The 19,003-nt window shown below is 69.6% G+C and carries 17 protein-coding genes and 1 tRNA gene; 6 read left to right on the plus strand and 12 right to left on the minus strand.

Going from position 1 to position 19,003, the window contains the following annotated elements:
- Positions 1–39: 39 nt before the first annotated feature.
- On the plus strand, positions 40–1,332 hold the full coding sequence (locus KLI87_RS01855) for an MFS transporter (protein WP_214615585.1): 1,293 nt from the start codon (positions 40–42) through the stop codon (positions 1,330–1,332).
- 729 nt (positions 1,333–2,061) lie between these two features.
- Here the strand turns inward: KLI87_RS01855 and KLI87_RS01860 are convergent.
- Positions 2,062–3,126, minus strand: coding sequence for a slipin family protein (locus KLI87_RS01860; RefSeq protein WP_214615586.1), 1,065 nt, complete (start codon positions 3,124–3,126; stop codon positions 2,062–2,064).
- 194 nt (positions 3,127–3,320) lie between these two features.
- On the opposite strand from KLI87_RS01860, the gene KLI87_RS01865 reads away from it, so the two are divergent.
- Together KLI87_RS01865 and KLI87_RS01870 are read left to right on the plus strand one after the other, a co-directional pair.
- Positions 3,321–4,316, plus strand: coding sequence for an ArsA-related P-loop ATPase (locus tag KLI87_RS01865; RefSeq protein ID WP_308165813.1), 996 nt, complete (start codon positions 3,321–3,323; stop codon positions 4,314–4,316).
- A gap of 499 nt (positions 4,317–4,815) precedes the next feature.
- Positions 4,816–5,970 carry an ArsA family ATPase gene (locus KLI87_RS01870; RefSeq protein ID WP_156217218.1) on the plus strand — a complete coding sequence of 385 codons (1,155 nt, stop codon included), beginning with the start codon at positions 4,816–4,818 and terminating at the stop codon, positions 5,968–5,970.
- Between the two features lie 768 nt (positions 5,971–6,738).
- Here the strand turns inward: KLI87_RS01870 and KLI87_RS01875 are convergent.
- On the minus strand, positions 6,739–7,050 hold the full coding sequence (locus KLI87_RS01875; protein ID WP_156217217.1) for a WhiB family transcriptional regulator: 312 nt from the start codon (positions 7,048–7,050) through the stop codon (positions 6,739–6,741).
- A 316-nt stretch (positions 7,051–7,366) separates the two neighbouring features.
- Between KLI87_RS01875 and KLI87_RS01880 the strand changes: the two genes are divergently transcribed.
- Positions 7,367–9,703 carry a transglycosylase domain-containing protein gene (locus KLI87_RS01880; protein ID WP_214615587.1) on the plus strand — a complete coding sequence of 779 codons (2,337 nt, stop codon included), beginning with the start codon at positions 7,367–7,369 and terminating at the stop codon, positions 9,701–9,703.
- 221 nt (positions 9,704–9,924) lie between these two features.
- On the opposite strand, the gene KLI87_RS01885 is transcribed toward KLI87_RS01880, so the two are convergent.
- Positions 9,925–10,413 (minus strand): GatB/YqeY domain-containing protein, encoded by a 489-nt coding sequence (locus tag KLI87_RS01885; RefSeq protein ID WP_246249883.1) that lies wholly within the window; start codon positions 10,411–10,413, stop codon positions 9,925–9,927.
- Positions 10,414–10,470: 57 nt separating this feature from the next.
- On the opposite strand from KLI87_RS01885, the gene KLI87_RS01890 reads away from it, so the two are divergent.
- Positions 10,471–11,367 (plus strand): metallophosphoesterase, encoded by an 897-nt coding sequence (locus KLI87_RS01890; RefSeq protein WP_214615588.1) that lies wholly within the window; start codon positions 10,471–10,473, stop codon positions 11,365–11,367.
- A 331-nt stretch (positions 11,368–11,698) separates the two neighbouring features.
- Positions 11,699–11,772 (plus strand) — tRNA-Pro (locus KLI87_RS01895).
- A gap of 94 nt (positions 11,773–11,866) precedes the next feature.
- Here KLI87_RS01895 and KLI87_RS41800 read toward each other — a convergent pair.
- The 9 genes from KLI87_RS41800 to KLI87_RS01940 all read right to left on the minus strand — a co-directional run bounded on the left by KLI87_RS41800 (position 11,867) and on the right by KLI87_RS01940 (position 18,996).
- Positions 11,867–13,369, minus strand: coding sequence for a LacI family DNA-binding transcriptional regulator (locus KLI87_RS41800; RefSeq protein WP_214615589.1), 1,503 nt, complete (start codon positions 13,367–13,369; stop codon positions 11,867–11,869).
- 389 nt (positions 13,370–13,758) lie between these two features.
- Entirely contained in the window at positions 13,759–15,126 is a 1,368-nt protein-coding gene (locus KLI87_RS01905) for a replication initiator (RefSeq protein WP_214616580.1), read from the minus strand.
- Positions 15,127–15,267: 141 nt separating this feature from the next.
- Entirely contained in the window at positions 15,268–15,423 is a 156-nt protein-coding gene (locus KLI87_RS01910) for a hypothetical protein (protein ID WP_214615590.1), read from the minus strand.
- A 12-nt stretch (positions 15,424–15,435) separates the two neighbouring features.
- Positions 15,436–15,609, minus strand: a complete 174-nt coding sequence (locus tag KLI87_RS01915; RefSeq protein WP_214615591.1) for a hypothetical protein — start codon at positions 15,607–15,609, stop codon at positions 15,436–15,438.
- Positions 15,609–16,034, minus strand: a complete 426-nt coding sequence (locus KLI87_RS01920) for a hypothetical protein (protein WP_214615592.1) — start codon at positions 16,032–16,034, stop codon at positions 15,609–15,611. The genes KLI87_RS01915 and KLI87_RS01920 overlap by 1 nt, the downstream gene beginning before the upstream one ends.
- A 19-nt stretch (positions 16,035–16,053) precedes the next feature.
- Positions 16,054–16,896, minus strand: a complete 843-nt coding sequence (locus KLI87_RS01925; protein ID WP_214615593.1) for a DUF2637 domain-containing protein — start codon at positions 16,894–16,896, stop codon at positions 16,054–16,056.
- Positions 16,893–17,180 (minus strand): hypothetical protein, encoded by a 288-nt coding sequence (locus KLI87_RS01930; protein WP_214615594.1) that lies wholly within the window; start codon positions 17,178–17,180, stop codon positions 16,893–16,895. The genes KLI87_RS01925 and KLI87_RS01930 overlap by 4 nt, the downstream gene beginning before the upstream one ends.
- Before the next feature lie 91 nt (positions 17,181–17,271).
- Entirely contained in the window at positions 17,272–18,609 is a 1,338-nt protein-coding gene (locus tag KLI87_RS01935) for an FtsK/SpoIIIE domain-containing protein (protein ID WP_214615595.1), read from the minus strand.
- Between the two features lie 15 nt (positions 18,610–18,624).
- Entirely contained in the window at positions 18,625–18,996 is a 372-nt protein-coding gene (locus tag KLI87_RS01940) for a hypothetical protein (protein ID WP_214615596.1), read from the minus strand.
- Positions 18,997–19,003 lie beyond the last annotated feature (7 nt).

Consider the following 19,003-nt stretch of genomic DNA (forward strand, 5'->3'; position numbering starts at 1 on the left):
CGCTGGCGAATAATTCTTTGACGAATTACATTGTCCGCCATGGCTCATCCCCTCCACGGCCGCGACTTCCGCCTGCTCTTCGCCGCGCGCACCCTGTCCATGACGGGGGACGCGGCGGTTCCGGCGGCGCTCGCGCTGGCCGTCCTGCGGACGACCGGCTCCACGTCCGCGCTCGCGCTCGTCCTGGGCTGCGCGATGGTGCCCCGCCTGCTCCTGCTGCCGATCGGCGGCGTCGTCGCCGACCGCTTCAACGCCCGCACCGTCGCGCTCGTCACGGACCTGGTCGGATGCGCCGCCCAGCTCTTCGCCGGCCTCGAACTGCTCAGCGGGCGGGCGGAACTGTGGCACCTCGCCGTCGCACAGGTGATCGGCGGAACGGCCTCGGCCTTCCAGGCGCCGACCATCTCGCCCCTGGTCGCCGGCACCGTGGAGGCGCCCGGTCTGCACAAGGCCAACTCCGTGCTGGGCACGACGAACGGCGCCACCCGCCTGATCGGCCCCGCCCTGGCCGGGACGTTCGTGCTGACGATCGGCCCCGGCTGGACGTTCGTCCTCGACTCCGCCTCGTTCGCCCTCAGCGGCGCCCTCCTCGCGGCGACCCGCGTCCGGCACGTGCCGATCCCGCACCGCTCGCTCCGCGCGGACCTGGCCGAGGGCTGGTCGGAGGTCCGCTCCCGCGACTGGTACTGGACGAGCCTGATCGCGCATTCCGTCTGGAACGGGGCGTCCGCCGTCCTGCTCACCCTCGGGCCCGCACTCGCGGTGGAGCGGCTCGGCGGCGAGGGGGCCTGGATCGCGACCGTCCAGGTCGGCGCGGTCGGCCTGGTCATGGGCGCCCTCCTGGCCACCAGGGTCCACCCGCGCCGCCCCGTGCTCGTCGCGAACGCGGGGCTCGCGGTGTTCGCGGTCCCCCTCGCCCTGCTGGCCGTCGCCGCGCCGGCGCCCCTCGTCATCGGCACCTACGGCCTGGCCCTCATCGGGCTGGGCCTCCTCAACCCGCTGTGGGAGACCGTCGTCCAGCTGACCGTCCCGCAACAGGCGCTGGCCCGCGTGACGTCCTACGACTGGCTGCTCTCGCTCGCCGCCGCACCCGTCGCCTACGCCCTGGCCCCGTGGGCGGCGTCGGCCTGGGGCTCGTCCACACCCCTCATGATCGCCGCCTGCCTGGTCGCCGTGAGCTGCCTGGGAACGATCGCGGTCCCCAGCGTCCGCAACCTCCAAATGCCAACCACTCCACCCCCAACCCAACCAACCCCAGCCCGCCCCCCGCACAACCCGGTCCCAGCCCCAGCCCCAGCCCGAACCCCCCACAACCCAGCCCCGGCCCCTTGACCGCCGCCCCTCCATGCGCCGATCCCCAAGCCAGCCCACACGGTCACACGGTCACGCGGCACACCTGCTCCGCCACCACCAAGCCCGGCCCGAGAAACCCACACGCCCCAGCCCTCTGACCGCCCTCCATGCACCGGCCCCCAAGCCAGCCCATGCCACCAAGCAGCCACACGACACGCCACCTCCGCCACCACCGACCCCAACCCGAATCCCGCACCACCCAGCCCCGGCCCCTTGACCGACGCCCCTCCATGCGCCGATCCCCAGCCAGCTCACGCGGTCACGCGGTCACGCGGTCACGCGGCACACCTGCTCCGCCACCACCAAGCCCAGCCCGAGAAACCCACACAACCCAGCCCCCTGACCGCCCTCCATGCACCAGCCCCCCAAACCAGCCCACGCCGCCAAGCAGCCACACGACACGCCACCTCCACCACCACCAACCCCAACCCGCGAAACCCGCATACGTCCAGCAACACGACCCAGCCCCGCAACACCAACGGGCACCTTCAGCAGCTCTCGCCCCGCCCGACCCTGCTCACGACACCTCAGTGGAACAAGCGAGCAGCCAAGGATGGGCCCAGCGAACCGAAGCCACGCCAACCCCGAGGCTGGCACCCCCGTCGACCAACCGCCCAGCCGGCAGGACTCACCAGCTCTCGCCGAGCAAGCCGAACCGGCCCACCCGCCCGAACCAGGCGGCCGTCGGCCGGCCGGGCTCGCCCCGGCTCAGCTCTGCCGGTCCTCCCCCTCGCCGCCGGAGATGCCGCGCGGCTGGTCGGCGGATGGTCCGGGGACCTCAGGCGTCTGCTCGGGCGAACCGATCCCGTGCTGCGACTTGTGCTTGGGCTCGTCCAGCCCGATGACGGGCGGAACCTCGTCGGTGGACTCCAGCGTGGACGGCTTCTCCGCCGCCTTGGCCAGTTCCTCCTCCGCCTTGGCGAGCCGCTCACCGAGCCCCAGCTTGTCCCCGCCGCTTTCGTCGGACCCAGAGGCCCCGGATCCGGCGCCGCCGACCGCGCGGTCGAAGAAGCGCAGGATCTCGACGGGCAGCGGCATGACCAGCGTGCTGTTCTTCTCGGCGGACACCTCCACGACCGTTTGCAGCAGCCGCAACTGGAGGGCCGCGGGGTCCTGCGACATGATCTCCGCGGCCGCCGCCAGGCGCTTGGACGCCTGGAACTCGCCGTCCGCGGTGATGATCCGGGCCCGCCGTTCGCGCTCCGCCTCCGCCTGCCGCGCCATCGACCGCTTCATGCCCTCGGGCAGCGACACGTCCTTGATCTCGACCCGCTCGATCAGCAGGCCCCACGGGTCCTGGGTGATCTCGTCGATGATCCCGCGCAGCCGCAGGTTGATCTTCTCGCGCTCGCCGAGGAGCTCCTGCATGTCGGCCTGGCCGATGACGGACCGCAGCGACGTCTGCGCCACCTGCGACACCGCGTATCCGTAGTTCTGGACGTTGACGATCGCCTTCACCGGGTCGACCACCCGGAAGTACACGACGGCGTCGACGCGGACGCTCACGTTGTCCTGGGTGATGCCCTCCTGGGCGGGCACTCCCAGCGTGATCGTCTGCTGGTTGACCTTCTGCATGCGCTCGGCGATCGGGATGATCACCGTCAGTCCGGGGGTGCGGACCGCCCCCGGACGCAACTGCCCGCCCCGCTGCACCTGTCCGAACCGGAACACGATCCCGTGCTCGAACTGCTGGACGACCCGGAGCGACGACGCCAGCGTGAGCAACCCGCCCACGACCACGACGAGCAAGATGACCAGGGCTACCGCTTCCATCACGGGCACCTCTCTGTACAGAGAGCCTGAGCCCAGAGGGCCCAGACGGGCCCGGCCCAAAAGCCGGGCCCACAGTTCCAGCTAACCTCGCGAACACGCTCGAAACAACGGCCGCGCGCACCGTGTCAGGGATCACTTGCATCCGGAAGGACGCCCCCTAAAGTCCTTGCCGAGTGAACGATATGGTCGTACAGGTGAGCGCGAGAGACACCGACTGGGACGGCGTGCGCCTGCACGTGGTCACCGGCAAGGGCGGCACCGGCAAGACCACGGTCGCCGCCGCACTCGCCCTGGCCCTTGCCGCAGGCGGGGGCAAGGTCCTGCTGGTCGAGGTCGAGGGCCGCCAGGGCATCGCCCAGCTCTTCGACTGCCCGCCCCTCCCGTACGGGGAACGGCGGGTCGCCGTCGCCCCGGACGGCGGGGACGTCTACGCGCTCGCCGTCGACACCGAAGAGGCGCTCCTGGAATACCTGGAGATGTTCTACAGCCTCAAGCGCGCCGGGAAGGCGATGACCAAGCTCGGCATCGTCGACTTCGTCACGACCATCGCCCCCGGCCTGCGCGACGTGATCCTCACCGGCAAGACCAGCGAGTCCGTCCGCCGAAAGAAGAAGGACGGCTCCTTCATCTACGACGCCGTCGTGATGGACGCCCCGCCCACGGGACGCATCACGAAGTTCCTGAACGTCAACGACGAGGTGTCCGGGCTCGCCAAGATGGGCCCCGTCCGCAACCACGCGGACACCGTGATGAAGGTGCTCCGCAGCCCCGAGACGGCCGTGCACTTCGTCACGCTCCTGGAGGAGATGCCCGTCCAGGAGGCGATGGACGGCATCCACGACCTCACCGAGGTCGGCCTGCCCATCGGCGGCGTGATCATCAATATGGAACATCCCCCCGTCCTCTCCGAAGAAGACCTCGCCGCGGCCGCCGCCGGCACCCTCGACGCCGACGAGATCCTGCGCGGCGTCAAGGCCGCGGGCCTCGAACACGACGCCGAACCGATCGCCGCCGTCCTGGCCGCCGAGGCGGTCGAGCACGCCCGCCGCACCGCCCTCCAGCGCCGCGAGAAGGAGCGCCTGGAGTCGATCGACCGCCCCCGCTACACCCTGCCCCTCCTCACGGACGGCATGGACCTGGCCGGCCTCTACGACCTGGCCGCCGCCCTCCGCGCCCAAGGCGCCGCATGACCCCCGAACAGCTCCCCACCCCGGTACCCCTCGCAAAACCAACCCCTTCCCCTGGGACCAGACCCTTCGCGTCCCACCCCACCCCTCGCCTCCCACACGCCGGCCTCGAACCGCGCGTAGCACGAGCCGAGCCGCGCAAGACCTGCACCGATCCCTTCGCGCCGACCGCGACGGCACCACCCGGCACACCCTCCCGTCCGGCGTCCCCGAGACCGACCGCGACAGCACCACCCGGCGCACCCTCCCGTCCGGCGTCCCCAAGGCCGATCGCGACAGCACCACCCGGCGCACCCTCCCGTCCGGCGTCCCCAAGGCCGATCGCGACAGCACCACCCGGCGCACCCTCCCGTCCGGTGTTCCTGAGGCCGGCCGCTCCAGCGCTGCGCGTCCCGACCCTCATGGCCCACGCTGTTCATAGCGGCGCTTCAGGAGTGCCCGGCGGGAGGCTCGCAAAGATGCCCTCCACCGGAGCCGAGTCACGAACGCGGGAGACGAACCGATGAGCTCGACCGGCAAGAACCCGCCCGCGCTGAACATCGACGCGTTGCTCGACGATCCGCGCACGAAGATCATCGTGTGCTGCGGTTCCGGTGGCGTGGGCAAGACCACCACCGCCGCGGCCCTCGGTGTCCGGGCCGCCGAGCGGGGACGCGACGTGGTCGTCCTCACCGTGGACCCGGCCCGCCGGCTCGCGCAGTCGATGGGCCTGTCCGAGCTGGACAACAACCCGCGCAAGATCGAGATCGACGGCGACGGCGAACTGCACGCCATGATGCTCGACATGAAGCGCACTTTCGACGAGATCGTCGAAGCCCACGCCGACCCTGACCGGGCCAAGCAGATCCTCGCGAACCCCTTCTACCAGTCGCTCTCCTCCAGTCTGTCCGGCACGCAGGAGTACATGGCGATGGAGAAGCTCGGCCAGCTCCACCGCTCCGGCGCCTGGGACCTGATCGTCGTCGACACCCCGCCGTCGCGGAACGCCCTGGACTTCCTGGACGCGCCCGAGCGGATGGGCCGCTTCCTCGACGGCCGCTTCATGAAGATCCTCGCCGCCCCCGCCAAGACCGGCGGCCGCTTCGGCGTGAAGGTCCTCAGCGCGGGCTTCGGCATGTTCACCGGCGTGATCAACAAGGTGCTCGGCGTCCAACTGCTCCGCGACGTGCAGACCTTCGTCGCCGCCTTCGACACGATGTTCGGCGGTTTCCGCGAGCGCGCCGAGAAGACGTTCAGGCTGCTCCAGACCCCCGGCACCGCGTTCCTCGTGGTGGCCGCCCCCGAGCCGGACGCGCTCCGGGAGGCCTCCTACTTCGTGGAACGCCTCGCCGAGGAGCGCATGCCGCTCGCCGGGCTCGTCGTCAACCGCGTCCACGAGTCCGCGGACGGCAGCCCGTCCGCGGCCCGCAGCCAGGCCGCCGCCGAGACACTGGAGGAACGCGGCGAACACCGGCTGACCGCCGCCCTGCTACGCCTGCACACCGACCGCATGCAGTTGGCGGCCCGGGAGGAACGCCTCCGCGACCATTTCGCGTCCACGCACCCGAACGTCCCGGTCACCGCCGTCCCGGCACAGGCCGAGGACGTTCACGACCTCGACGGCCTGCGCAGGGTCGGCGAAGACCTAGCCGCCCCGACCACCCCGACCGCCGCATGACACGCGTCGCATCGCAACCTCCCCCTCTCATCGTCTGACCAGCACCATCGTCCGCCCTCCAGCCGGACAAGGTAAGTCGAACGACGTTCTGTGGATAACCCTCTGCGACGAAGTCCGGTGTCACTGGGCCGGAACCGGCGGACCACCGCCGCCAGGCGTGCGGGAAGGCGGGGACTCCGAAACAGCATCGAGGCGGGGATCGCGGCGGACGACCGTCCAGCAACATGCTCGACCGACCCACCAAACAGGGCACTGACCTGCGAATATGCGTCCCGCGACGCTGATCAGCCGGCGCCACTTCGCGGGCGCCGCTGATGTTCATGCGGGCGCGCCAACCACGGTTCGGCTCGCGATCGCCGCAGCGTGCAGGGATGCCCTCACGCACAACCTACGGATTAGAAGTCCGGAGCTCTGCCACCTCGGCCGAGCCTCGACCAAGCACCAACACCACCAAAGCCCTCCCGCCAACCCGACCGATGATCACTCAACGTGGCGCGGGAACGACAGCGAGCAGCATGAGGCGGCCTGAAAGCACGCAGCAGCGGGCCCGCACCCAACAAACGGTGCAGGCCCGCAGCCGCGCTTGCTTCTTAAGCCCTTGCCTGAAGACCTTGCCCAGCCCAGAGACCTTCCGCCGGACGGGCCACCTCCCGCCACCCGGCTACCAGCGATCACCCGGACGAACCGAACCGACTCACGACGGACCGACTCACCAAGCCGACCATCCGAACGAGTCAACCACCCGAACGGATCAACCACCCAAAAGGGTCAGCTGGCGACGAGTTCCTGCTCCTCGATGTCCACTGATCGCTCGTACTCGTCCTTGGCCGTCTCCAGCAACTCGCGCCATGATTTCACGTCCGGCCGCCGACGCAGCAGCGCTCGGCGCTCCCGCTCGGTCATCCCGCCCCAGACGCCGAACTCGATCCGGTTGTCGAGGGCATCGGCTAGACACTCCGTGCGCACTGGGCAACCGCGGCAGATGAGCTTGGCTCGGTTCTGCGCGGCGCCCTGCACGAACAGGGCGTCCGGATCCGCGTTACGGCAGGCGGCGCGGGCGGTCCAATCCGTGATCCACATCTTGGCCCCACTCCCCTAGGGTCTGTGTCGATTTGCGCTCCTTGGCCAGACGGGCGCGGACGTCAGGCCGCCAAACGAAAGCCGTGGGGAAGAACTTACGGAAGCGAGGGACGATTCAACAGTCCCCGATGGGCCCATTCTCGATATAGCCCACCGGGGCCATACCGCCGGAACGGACTAGTTACCTGTAGTTGACGCGCCAGACATGGCGCAGGTTGTCACGATGGGGACAGAACGGACGCGCGATCGTCGATCGATGTTGCCCGCCGGGGGACCTGTCCCGAATGCACTGGTCGTCCCGCGTACTCTAGAGCCCGTGCGCGTTGCGAAATCAGATCGGGGTAAGGCCCTCTCCACGCTGTTCAGGCTGCTGGTTGCGGGTGTCGTCGCGGGGGTCCTGGTCGCGTTCATCGCGCTGCCCGGTGTCGGGAGCGCGGGCCTGACCGCGCGCGACGCCGCGAACAACTTCGAGGACATGGACAGCCAGCTGAAGACGACACCGCCGTCGGAGAAGACGGTGATGTACGACGCCGGGGGCAAGCCGGTCGCCACGTTCTTCGACAAGTACCGCGAGTCCGTCCGACTCGACCAGGTCGCCCCCATCATGCGGACGGCCATGATCGACATCGAGGACTCGCGCTTCTACGAGCACGGCGCGCTCGACCTGAAGGGCACCATCCGCGCGTTGGCGTCCAATGTCGAGTCCGAGCAGACGCAGGGCGGTTCGACGCTCACCCAGCAGTACGTCAAGAACCTCCTCGTCGACAGCGCGACCACGCAGGAGGAGTACCGCGAGGTCACCGCGCCCACCGTCGGACGCAAGCTCCGCGAACTGCGCTACGCGCTCGACCTCGAACAGCGCATGACCAAGGACCAGATCCTTGAGGGCTACATGAATGTGGCCTACTTCAGCGCCGGAGCCTACGGCGTCCAGGCGGCGTCCAAGCGCTACTTCAGCAAGCCCGCGTCCAAGCTCAAGCTCGGCGAGGCCGCGCTGCTGGCGGGCATCACCCAGAACCCCACCGCGTACGACCCGATCCGCAACCCGACGGACGCGCGCAAGAGGCGCGACACCGTCCTGTACCGGATGGTCGAGCTCAAGCACATCACCAAGGCCCAGGCCGACCAGGAGGCCGCCAAGCCGATCCAGCTGAACCGGACCGACCCGGTCGGCGGATGCGAGACGAGCAAGGCGCCCTACTTCTGCGAGTACGTGAAGTACGACATGCTCAACATCCTGTCGAACGGCAAGTACTGGGAGATGGAGCCCAAGCAGCGGCAGAACGTGGTCAACAAGCTCAACCGCGGCGGCTACACGATCCGCACCACATTGGACATGGACGACCAGCGCGCCGTCGACCAGGCCCTGCGCGGCACCGTCCAGCCCACCGGGAACCGCGTCGGCGCGGAGGCGATGGTCGAGCCCGGCACCGGCAAGGTCCGCGCGATCGGGCTGAGCAAGGAGTTCGGCGCCGGCAAGGGCAAGACCACGATCAACCTCCCGGCGGACGCCCAGCACGGCGGCGGCAACGGCGTTTCCGCGGGGTCGACGTTCAAGGTCTTCACACTGGCGGAGGCGCTCGACCAGGGCATCCCGGTCAGCACCAACATCAACTCGCCGCAGACGACGAGCGTCAACGGCTTCAATCCCTGCAAGTACACCGGGACGTACCAGGGCAAAAAGTACGACAACGACATGGCGGGCGGCGGCAACTGGACCTTGTCCAACGCGGGTGACAGCGAGGCGGGCAACTTCAACCTCAAGACCGCCACCTGGCACTCGGTCAACACGTTCTACGCCCAGCTTGAGAAGCGCGTCGGCGTCTGCAACGCCGTCAAGATGGCCGAGAAGTTCGGCCTGAAGCAGGGCAACGGGAACGCGCTCTACCCGGCTCCGTCCCAGGTCCTCGGCACCAACGACATCGACATGGTGCACCTCGCCGCCGCCTACGCGGGCTTCGCGGCACGCGGCAAGTACTGCGCGCCCATCTCGGTGACCGAGGTGATCGACTCGGACGGCAAGCGGCTCAAACTGCCCAAACAGGACTGTCACCAAGCAGTGGACACGGCCGTCGCCGACAAGGTGAACGGGATCCTCCAAGGCGTCCTCACCAAGGGCACCGCCGCGGGACGCAGCCTCGGACGTCCGGCCGCCGGCAAGACCGGCACCTGCGAGGAGTTCACCTGCGCGGTCTTCGCCGGCTTCACCCCGACGCTCGCCGCCGCCACCGCCTACTGGGACTTCCGCGGCCCCTGGCAGTACAAGGTCTACGGCGTATACGGCGCCGACATCCCCGGCGGAATGTGGCAGCAGAGCATGCGCAACGCTCTCGCCGGGACGCCCGCGCCCGGCTTCAACACCCCGTCCCGCGACTTCGGCGACACCACCAGCGTCCCGAAGGTGAAGGGCCTGTCGGTGGCCGCCGCGACCGCCAAGCTGAAGGCCGCTGACCTCAAGGTCAGCGTGGCGTCCGGCTCCGTCGACTCCAACCAGCCGAAGGGCACGGTCGTCTCCACGTCCCCGGACGCGGGCACCGAGGTCGGCCCCGGCACCACCGTCATCCTCTACGTGAGCAGCGGCCGAAAGGGAGGCGGCGGTCGCGACAACGGCCGCCCGTCATCGAACTTCGGCAGCCCTCCTTGGGGCCAGTAAATCCCACGAAGGGCCCGGCATCCGCCGGGCCCTTCTACGTCCCGGCCACGAGATCTCGGAGACGCGCACGGGCTTGCCCGAACGCGCGCAGGGCATCACACTGCTTGCCCTCATCCGCCCCGCTGATCCACGCCTCGCGGCCTCCGCCGACGGCGGGACGATGCGCCGCAGCAGCACCCACGAAACCGTTGCCCTGCGCGCCCTGACCGACCAGGGGCCGCTCAGGTGGCGAGCTGGCGCTTGACCTCCGCGGCGACGCGTCCGCCCTCCGCACGCCCGGCGACCTTGGGGTTCACGACCTTCATGACCTGGCCCATCGCACGCGGACCGGCCGCGCCCGTCGCCGCGATCGCGTCCGCTACCAGCGCGGTCAGCTCCTCGTCGGCCAGTGGCGCGGGCAGGTACTCCTCCAGCACCACGCCCTCGTCCCGCTCGGCCTGAGCCTGCTCCGCACGGCCCGCGTCATCGAACGCCGTGGCGGCCTCCCGCCGCTTCTTCGCCTCCCGGGCGAGCACCTTGACGACCTCGTCGTCCGACAGCTCGCGGGACTGCTTGCCGGCGACCTCCTCGTTCTTCACCGCCGTGAGCGCCATGCGCAGCGTGCGGGTGCGCACGCCGTCACGGGCCTTCATCGCGGCCGACAGATCGGTCTCCAGCTTCTCCTTCAGGGCCATGGTCACATCATGCCCGTCCAGACCCAGTTGCCTCATCAGGATTACCGCAGGGTGCCCGTGTCTGGAAGCATGGAGACCTGAGAAGGGAGAACCGTGCGAAAGATCTACACCGTGCCCCTGGGCCTCCTGGGCGCGGGTGCCGCGACCTTCGGGTACGCCTCGGTGATCGAGCGGAACTGGTTCCGCCTCCGCCGCTTCGACGTTCCGGTGTTGCAGCCCGGTCGTCCGTCGGTGAAGATCCTGCACATCTCCGACGCGCACCTCACGCCCGGCCGGTCACGGCTGATCCGCTGGGTCCGGTCCCTGGACGCGCTGGAACCCGACCTCGTGGTCAACACCGGCGACACCCTCTCGCACCGCGATGCGATCGGGCCGTTCCTGGACGCCCTGGGCCCCCTCCTCGACCGTCCGGGCGTCTTCGTGTACGGGTCCAACGACCTCTACTCGCCCGTCTTCAAGAACCCCCTTCGCTACATCTGGCGAACGAGCAAGGCCGACTACAAGCGGCATCGCCGCGAGCCCGACCTGCCCTACCGCGAGCTCGGCTCGTCCCTCCAGGCCGCCGGCTGGCTCGACCTGAACAACCGCATCGGCCGCCTCAAGGTCGGCGAGTTGGACGTCGAGTTCGGCGGAATCGACGACTCCCACATCAACCGCGACCGCTACGACAAGGTCGCCGGCCCCGTCGACCCGCAGGCGGACATCCACCTGGGAGTCATGCATTCCCCCGAGCCCCGCAACCTGGACCGTTTCACCGCCGACGGCTACGACCTGCTCCTGGCGGGCCACACCCACGGCGGCCAGGTCTGCGTCCCCTTCTACGGCGCCCTGGCGACCAACTGCGGCATCGACCGCCCCCGCGTCAAGGGCCTCCACCGCCACCGCGGCTCCTGGCTGCACGTCTCAGCCGGCCTGGGCACCTCCCCAACGGCCCCCATGCGCTTCTGCTGCCCTCCCGAAGCATCCCTTCTAACCCTCGTCCCCCGCTGACCCCTAGCACCCCAACCAAACCGCCACCCACTCCCCTCCGTAACCATCAGATCACCCACCACCGACAACCCCCTGTCCAGCCAAGGACCTGACAGCACCCACCCGCCCCCAGCGCCCCTGAGCGGCCCGCTCACCCTCACACGCCGCCGCACCCGACCTGCGACGATGGCTCCCAGCGACCGAGGCAGCCCCAAGACCTACGCCCCCGCCGCAGCCGTGACCAGCTTCACACCCAGCCAGCGCCCCCGATATTGAGGACGCAGCACCCCCGAGCATCCGCTAAAGTGGTCAAGGCGCCGGGAGGCACGTACGACTCCCGGGCAGCCACCACCGGGGTGTAGCGCAGCTTGGCAGCGCGCTTCGTTCGGGACGAAGAGGTCGTGGGTTCAAATCCCGCCACCCCGACAGCCGAAGCAGCAGGTCAGGGCCGATACTCCCGCCATGGGAGATCGGCCCTGAGTGTTTCTCCGAGGGTCTCTGGAGAAGTTCTGGAGAAAAGTCAGCCTCTCAGCAGCTCGTCCAGGATCTTCACGGCCGAGCGAGGGTTCATGGCCCGGCGTGCTTGCAGCGCGTCTTCCCACATGGCGGTAAGGCCCTCCAGCAGGACGTCCCTCATCCTCTGCGTCACGTGGTCATAGCGAGCCTGGACCGACCCGTCGAGGTGGCCCATCCGCTCGTCCATGAGCTTGGGCGGGATGCCCAGTTCCCGCATGAGGGTCTTGTGGGTGTGACGGAGCCCATGCGGCGTCAGGCCCGGCGCAATCGGCAGCCAGTGCAACTCTGCCCGGCGGGACGCGCCCCGGCCACGTGCCGGAACTCCCGGCCAGGGCTCAGCGACGAGGGGTACGGGGTGCGCAGGTTGCGTTCCGCGCTTGGGGTACCAGCCGGTGGTAGCTGGTTGGAAGAGCCAGGTGGCGAAACCAGAGCGCCTCCAGTGCGCTGCCAGTTCTCCTACGGTGCCGTTACGGACGTATCCAAGGTCAGCGATGGCGGCCGCCACCTTGAGGCGGGTCGGTTCGGCCACCGTGTCGGGACGATTGAGGACGTTGGACACAGTGCCCGTGGAGACACCGGCGCGACGCGCTACGTCGACGAGCTTTGCTCCCGGACTGCGTGCGGCACCGTTGGCAGTGCCGTGGCTCCGGAAGGCGTACGCCTTTCCGTGGCAGGTGCACGGCTTGGGAGCCGTACGAGTGAGGTGATCCTCCAAGAGGGTGTCCAGGAAGGACGGCAGGTCGATGTCCCGGTAAGAGTCGTCCTTGGGTGGGCAGCGCTCTAGTTGCCCGTCGTCGAGTTCGTAGAGTTGCCATTCGACCCGGATCTTGCCAGGCCGGACGAACTCCGTCTCCAGGCCGACCAGCTCCCCCCAGCGCATGCCGGTGTAGCCCTTGAGGACCACGGCAACGAATTCATCATCACGTCCGGATAGCAGCGCGACCCGCTCCGCAAGGAGCAAGATCCCGAGCGCTGACGTCACGACCTTTTCGGGGCTTCGGTTGCGCGAGCGACCAGCACGCTTACCCCGGCCACGTCGTTTCGTCGCAGGGTTGGAGGTGAGCAGCCCCTCATCCACCGCATCAGCAAGGATGAGGTGCAGCGTCGCCCGCCAGGTCTTGATGCTACTGACCTCGTAAGGCACCGCTCGCTCGCGTTTTTCCCACGCTGTGATGATGTCCTTGGTGATGTCGACCAGGAGATCGCCCTCGAAGGCCGGGAGCAAATGATCTTCGAGATGACGGCGGTAGTTTTGCATGGTGGAAGAGGCGAGGTCTTGCGCGGCATACCAGCGCCTCGCGTAGTCACCAAAAGTGATTTCGCTGGGAGGCGGCTTTTTCAGACCGGCCCTCACCTCTGCTTCCGCGTCATCGGCGGCCTTCTTCGCGGCTGCTTTGGTGCGGTATCGGATCGTCTCGCCGTCTTGGTCGCTGACGGTGAGGTACTTACCAGGGGCAGCCTTGTACCGGCCCCGCCAGTAGCTACCGAGCTTCTCGGCATAGCCCACGTGACGTCCTATCGATCGGCTGGAAGCACTCGCCCGGATGCTCGGCGAGCAGGGGTCTGGTCAGGCGGCTTTGGGCTGTCGGCTTTGCCGTGTTCTGCGAGGCGTCCGCGCCCGCAGCTCGTGAACAGGAGGGGGCGGCGAAACGGGCTCGCGGGTAGCGGAAGCTGATGGCCGGGCGCGGACGCTGGCAGCTTGCGCAGGACGGCTTTCGAAGATCCGCATGATCTCGGCGAAGTGATCAGCGGTGAATCGGTAGCCTCCCCCGACCCTGCTGAAGGGGATGCGGCCCCGACGCGCCTGCTCCTTGACCCACCATTCGGAGCAGTGCAGCGCTTTGGCGATGTCGCTCGCCAGATAGACCGGAGGCAGTGGTGGCAGGTATCGCCCGGTCATGCAGAACCCCCCTGCGACAGTGCGGGCGCTGCGAGTTCGGGCAGGGGTTTGCCGGTGAGGGCAGCGGTGAGGAGAGCTTCGCCGGGGGTCATGCCTTGTCCGAGGTAGCGCCAGTGCGCGATGACGAGGACTTGGTCGTCATCGAAGGGGAGGCGGCCGGTGGTGATGTGGTCGTGTTGGCGCTGGTTGTGTTCGATGCGGTCGGCGCGTAGTTCCCGGAGGGTTACGGAGTAGCGCCGTGATTTGGTGGAGAAGTGGCCGCGGAAGCCGAGCATGTGCGCCCATTCGGCCAACCTCAGCCCGGCGAGTTCTTCGGCGGCGCCCAAGCGCAGGCATGCGGCGATGAGTCGTCGGGCGTGTGGGGTGATGGGGAGGTCGGCTAGGTCGTCGGTTGCTCGGATGGGGCGGTCGAGGGTGCCGACGCATTCGGCGGCTTTGGTGGCGTATTTGGCGATGTAGCCCGCCACCGCACCATCGGTCAGGTCCCCGGAGGCGGTGATGGGCCGCACGTCGATCTGCGCACCCCACCGATGGGTCTTGGCCGGGACACCGGCCGCCGCCGGGGTGGTGACCTTGACCGCGCCCGCCGCGTGGTCCACGGCCGCGCGGATTTGGTCGAGGGTGGCCCAGGCGGGCGGGGACGCGTGGGGGCCGCCCGGTCCATCCAGGCGGATGACGGCATGGAAATGCACCAGGCCGCGCCGCTGGTATTCGGCGACCTTGGCGAACGACACCGTGAGAACCTCGCGCAGCTCCCCCACACGCAGCCCGGCCGACCGCGCGAGGTGGCGGCGGACGGCCATGGTGAAGCGGCGCCAGAGTTCGGGGGCGTTGGCGTTCCAGAGCACGGCGCCGGGGTAGTCGAAGCAGTCCGGGCAGATCGGTTGCCCAAGCCGCCCGTCATCTGCGGAGTGCCGGAGGGTGCAGGAGACCGGCCGTCCGTGCTCGCAGGTGCCGCCGCCGCGCCGGGGATGGCAGGGCGCGACACCTCCGCCGGCCCCTGCCCGGTGGGAGTGGACGGGACCGAAGGAGGGGGCGGTGAGGGTGACGAACGCGGCCGGGTGGGTGGTCACGGTCGCGGGGACGCCTTTGCCGCCGATCAGGCCCGCGCGGATGAGTTGGTAGGTGTCGGCGCGGTAGGTCTCGGCGCAGGCGGGGCAGCGGGAGGCGCGGCGGGTCTTGCACGCCACCCGCAGCACCCCGCCCGGCTCACGAGCAGTCGAGTAGTGGTGCAGCACCGCGCCGGTGAGCGGGTCGCGGTATTCGACGCGTCCGCGTAGGTGGACGGGTTGAGCGCATCCCCCGGTGGCGCGGGCGCGTGCGGCCCACCGGCTGAAGTCGGGCCGGTTGAACCGCATCGCCATGTCCCGTGCGGCAAGGCCGGTGATGGACGGTGCTGGGTGGGGCACGATGGAGGGGTCTCCCTATCCGGTGATGTGGTTAGCGGGGAAGGGCCCCGGCGCGGCGCCTTTTGCTTGGCGGCGAGTCGCCGCGCCGGGGCACGGTCAGAACGCTTCGATGAACCGGGAGAGGGCGTCGGCGAGCAGGGCGAAGCCGCCGCCGATGGCCTTGACCGTCTGCGCTCCGGTTTCGGGGTGGCGGATCAGGAACACGGTCAGGGCGATCCAGAAGGCGATGGACGCGGTACGGCGCAGGTACATGACGGTTCTCCTCTAGTGGTAGCCGTGGCCGTGGCAGTCGGGGCAGGTCGTCCCGTCGGAGGCGACGCCGCCCCCGCCGCAGGACCCGCACACCCAGCCCCACACCAGCGGGACCAGCAGGACGGGGAGGGGCGGCCGGTCGTCCGGGCGACCCCGTAGGGGACGGGTCGGGTGCGGTGTGGTCATCAGGCCGCCTGCCCGGCGTCGTCCTGGTCGTCGTCGGTGCGGATGTTGTCGAGGTAGCTCCGCCGCGCGTCGAATGCGCGGCGGACACGGTCGGGGATGTGAACGAGGCGGTAGGTGATCCGGCCGAAGGAACGGGCGGCGATGTAGTGCCCGCCCTGCGCACGGTCGTCCTGGACGGGCACGCCCAGGAGTTCGGCGACGTGGTCGACGACCGCAGCCGAGAGGGTCTCGTCAGCCTCGCGGGGGAAGACGTCGAAGCTGTCGCCGTACTCGGGGACCGGAACGGCCGGGTTGTCTTCTAGGAAGTCGGCCAGGTCGCGCAGGCCGGTGATGACCTGGTGACGGGCGAACAGGTCACCCGGAACAACACCGCCGGTCGGGTCGGTCGGGTCGGTCGGATCGGTGGGGTTGGTGTGGGTGGTCATGGTGCGGTTCCTCCAGTGGTCAGGCGGTGGGTGCGGTTTCGGTGCGGATCTGGCGGAGCAGGTCCGAGGCGAGTTGGTTGGAGACCCCAAGCCGTGCGCGGAGCGCGTCACGGGTGATCGGGCGCCCTTCCCTGCTCTGGTGTTCGGAGGCGACCCGCCGCGCGAACTCCACCAGCGGAGCCGCCGCTGGGGCCGGATCGGGCGAAGCAGCCGCGGATTGTTCGGCGGCCGGGACGGGGATCGTGGTTTGGCCGTCCTGCCCGTGCTCGCCGTCTTGGTCGTCCTTGGTGTCCTGGTCGTCGCCGACTGGCTTTGCGGACGAAGCGGCGGCGGCCGGGTCGGCTTCCCACACCACCCACGACGACGAGGACGAGGACGGGACGGCGGACGGGGGAGACACAGTCGAGGACGGACGGTCGAAGGTGTCCGGGGCGGCCGCGCCATCGGGGACGGGAACCGACGAGGTCCGCTCAGCCGCCGGGGCGGCCTTGCGACGCTCCAGCATGGAGACGGCGACCAGGAACGCCCCGGCCGGAGTACCGGCGGTGATCCAACCCCACACCGACGCATCGGCTTGCGCCAGGTTCGCCGCAAGGGAGAGCAGGATGCCGCCGACCAGGACCAGCGTCGGCCACGACAGCCGCCCCGTCTCCCGCCCGGTGCGCTTGTCCCGCTGGCGTTCCCCGGCCGCCATGACGCAGGTGAGGTCGATGCACACGGCGATGGCCCAGGCCATCCACCCGTCTTGGCCGTGGTCGGTGGCGGTGTCGCGGATGTGGGTGAAGGACCCCGCCGCCGCGATCCCCGCCAACACCACCACCGGCCCCGAATCGGCCAGCGCCCCGAGGAGGCGGCGGGTCATGCCGCCCGCCGCTCAGTGACGAGCGCGAGCAGCGCGGCCAACTCGGCGTCACAACGGTGGGTGTCAGCCCACCGGTCCACCTGGGCCCAGGACGCGGAGGCGAAGGAGTCGGCGCAGCGCTGACACCGGGCGATGTGCAGGGAGCGGAACTCGTCCCACTCGACCCCGACCGGCCACACATCCCAGGACGACACCGACGCCGACCGGGACGAGGACGGGACGACGGCGAACCGGGGACGAGGACGGGCAGGACGGGGACGAAGGACGCGGATGCGAGCAGCCATCGGGCTACCTCCAGGGGCGGTTTCGGGCATGGGTCGGGTAGGGACGTGGCGCGGATTGAGGGCTCACGCCGAGCCGCAGTGAAGTGGGGGCCTATGCGGCGGGTCGCACGTCCGGGACGGAGCCGACGAGGACGTTCCAGTCCGGGGTCAGGTGTGCGTAGTCGCGGGCGGCTTGCTCGGCCGCAGCTTCAGGGACGAAGACCGAGCGGGCACGGTGCCAAGCACCGTCCTGCCCGGCCAGGATGCACACGCCCGGAGTCTCGGCCGGTATCGCGCGTGCAGCGTCCAGGGCGGCGGGGTCCAGGTCGCCCAGGGTCATGTTCGCGGTCTCGGGGTCGTTGACCCGGTGGCACACCCGCCCCGACAGTTGCGCCCGCAGGGCGGTGACGCCGGGCCCCAGGTCGGAGCCGATGCGTTGCCCGCAGACGATCAGGGAGACCGCGAACGCCCGACCGAGCTGCGCGATCCTCAGTAGCGAGGTGGCGGTCTTGGACACCTCGTCCTTCTCGGTCTTGTCGGCCATCAGGAACAGTTCGGCGACCTCGTCCACCAGGGCGACGATGGGAACGGGCCGCAGTTCCTCGGGGAGTGTCCAGATGTTGCGGGCCCCGTGCGCACGGCAGGTCGCCATGCGGTTCTCCACCTCGGCCATCAGGTCGGCCAGCAGATCGACGGACTCTTTGCGGGTGGTGGCCAGCGCCGAGAGCCGGGGCGCGTAGGGGGTGAACTCGACGCCGCCTTTGAGGTCGAACCCCACCAGCGCGACCGGTTGCGGCGCCAGAGCACAGATGATCGCGTTGGCCAGGTTGGACTTACCCGACAGGGTCGCCCCGGCGATGAGCCAGTGCGGAACGACACGCAAGTCCATCACCCAGTCGCGCCCATTCTCCAGCTTCCCCGGCCGCACCCGCAACAACTTCCAGGGCTCTGGCGACACCGCCACCTCGGTCAGCGGATCGGCCATGGTCGCCCACAGCGTCACGAAACCGGGGCGCACGTCCACTACCCGTACCGAGTGCACGCGCCAGGCATGCGCGATGCCCTCCGCTGCCTTCTGGTAGTCGGCCGGAACTTGGCCGTCGTGCAGGCGTAGCCGCATCCGCCACCCCAGCCGGGTCGGCCGCAGCAAACCCAGCCGGGGAGCGCGCTCGACATCGACGCGCCGCACCCGCCGCTTGTGCTCGACCACCGCCGCCTCAGCACGGGAGGCCCCGCCGACGACCGGGACGGCGTCCAGGGCGAGCCGCAGCCGCCGCCGGTGACGAGTCAGCCTGCAACCCGAGGCGACGTGATGCCAGCTCAGGTACACCAGCGCCGCACGCGCCGGGAAAGCCACGCCGTACCAGAACGAGACCGGGTGGAACCGGCGCCAGGCCCAGAGCCCGGCCGCCGCAGCGGCCAGGACCCCGAACACCAGGTAGTCGCTCATCACCAAGGCCGCCGCTCAGGCCACGTCCGCCGCAACCGACGCGGCCGAACTGTCCGGTGCCGAGACCGGAGCGGCCAGGGTGATACGCGAGGCCCGGTAGGCGACACCCCACCGCTTCTGACCGCCGATCACCTGCTCCCACGGGAACGCCACCAGACCGACCGGAGTCACGATCTGCCCGATCGACACCTCCTGATCACCCGGCACCGACACATTCACCAGATCGACCCGACCCGTCGCATCGGCCGCCGACAACCCGACCGTGAACACCGTCTTCCCGTCACGGTCCACCTTCACCTCCCCCGTCTCCTGACTCACCAGCTTGGGACGCGGCGCCGACACGCACACGAATGTGAGCGCCGACAGGTCCACCGGGATGCTGCGCACTAGGAAC

Origin of the sequence: Actinomadura sp. NEAU-AAG7, assembly GCF_018603865.1 — a bacterium.
GTDB lineage: Bacteria > Actinomycetota > Actinomycetes > Streptosporangiales > Streptosporangiaceae > Spirillospora > Spirillospora litoris.

Excerpts from the sequence above, each read along its gene's own strand:
- KLI87_RS01855 (WP_214615585.1), top strand. The coding sequence starts at position 40 with ATGGCTCATCCCCTCCACGGCCGCGACTTCCGCCTGCTCTTCGCCGCG.
- KLI87_RS01860 (WP_214615586.1), bottom strand. The coding sequence starts at position 3,126 with ATGGAAGCGGTAGCCCTGGTCATCTTGCTCGTCGTGGTCGTGGGCGGG.
- KLI87_RS01870 (WP_156217218.1), top strand. The coding sequence starts at position 4,816 with ATGAGCTCGACCGGCAAGAACCCGCCCGCGCTGAACATCGACGCGTTG.
- KLI87_RS01875 (WP_156217217.1), bottom strand. The coding sequence starts at position 7,050 with ATGTGGATCACGGATTGGACCGCCCGCGCCGCCTGCCGTAACGCGGAT.
- KLI87_RS01885 (WP_246249883.1), bottom strand. The coding sequence starts at position 10,413 with ATGAGGCAACTGGGTCTGGACGGGCATGATGTGACCATGGCCCTGAAG.
- KLI87_RS01905 (WP_214616580.1), bottom strand. The coding sequence starts at position 15,126 with ATGGCGATGCGGTTCAACCGGCCCGACTTCAGCCGGTGGGCCGCACGC.
- KLI87_RS01910 (WP_214615590.1), bottom strand. The coding sequence starts at position 15,423 with ATGTACCTGCGCCGTACCGCGTCCATCGCCTTCTGGATCGCCCTGACC.
- KLI87_RS01915 (WP_214615591.1), bottom strand. The coding sequence starts at position 15,609 with ATGACCACACCGCACCCGACCCGTCCCCTACGGGGTCGCCCGGACGAC.
- KLI87_RS01920 (WP_214615592.1), bottom strand. The coding sequence starts at position 16,034 with ATGACCACCCACACCAACCCCACCGATCCGACCGACCCGACCGACCCG.
- KLI87_RS01925 (WP_214615593.1), bottom strand. The coding sequence starts at position 16,896 with ATGACCCGCCGCCTCCTCGGGGCGCTGGCCGATTCGGGGCCGGTGGTG.
- KLI87_RS01930 (WP_214615594.1), bottom strand. The coding sequence starts at position 17,180 with ATGGCTGCTCGCATCCGCGTCCTTCGTCCCCGTCCTGCCCGTCCTCGT.
- KLI87_RS01935 (WP_214615595.1), bottom strand. The coding sequence starts at position 18,609 with ATGAGCGACTACCTGGTGTTCGGGGTCCTGGCCGCTGCGGCGGCCGGG.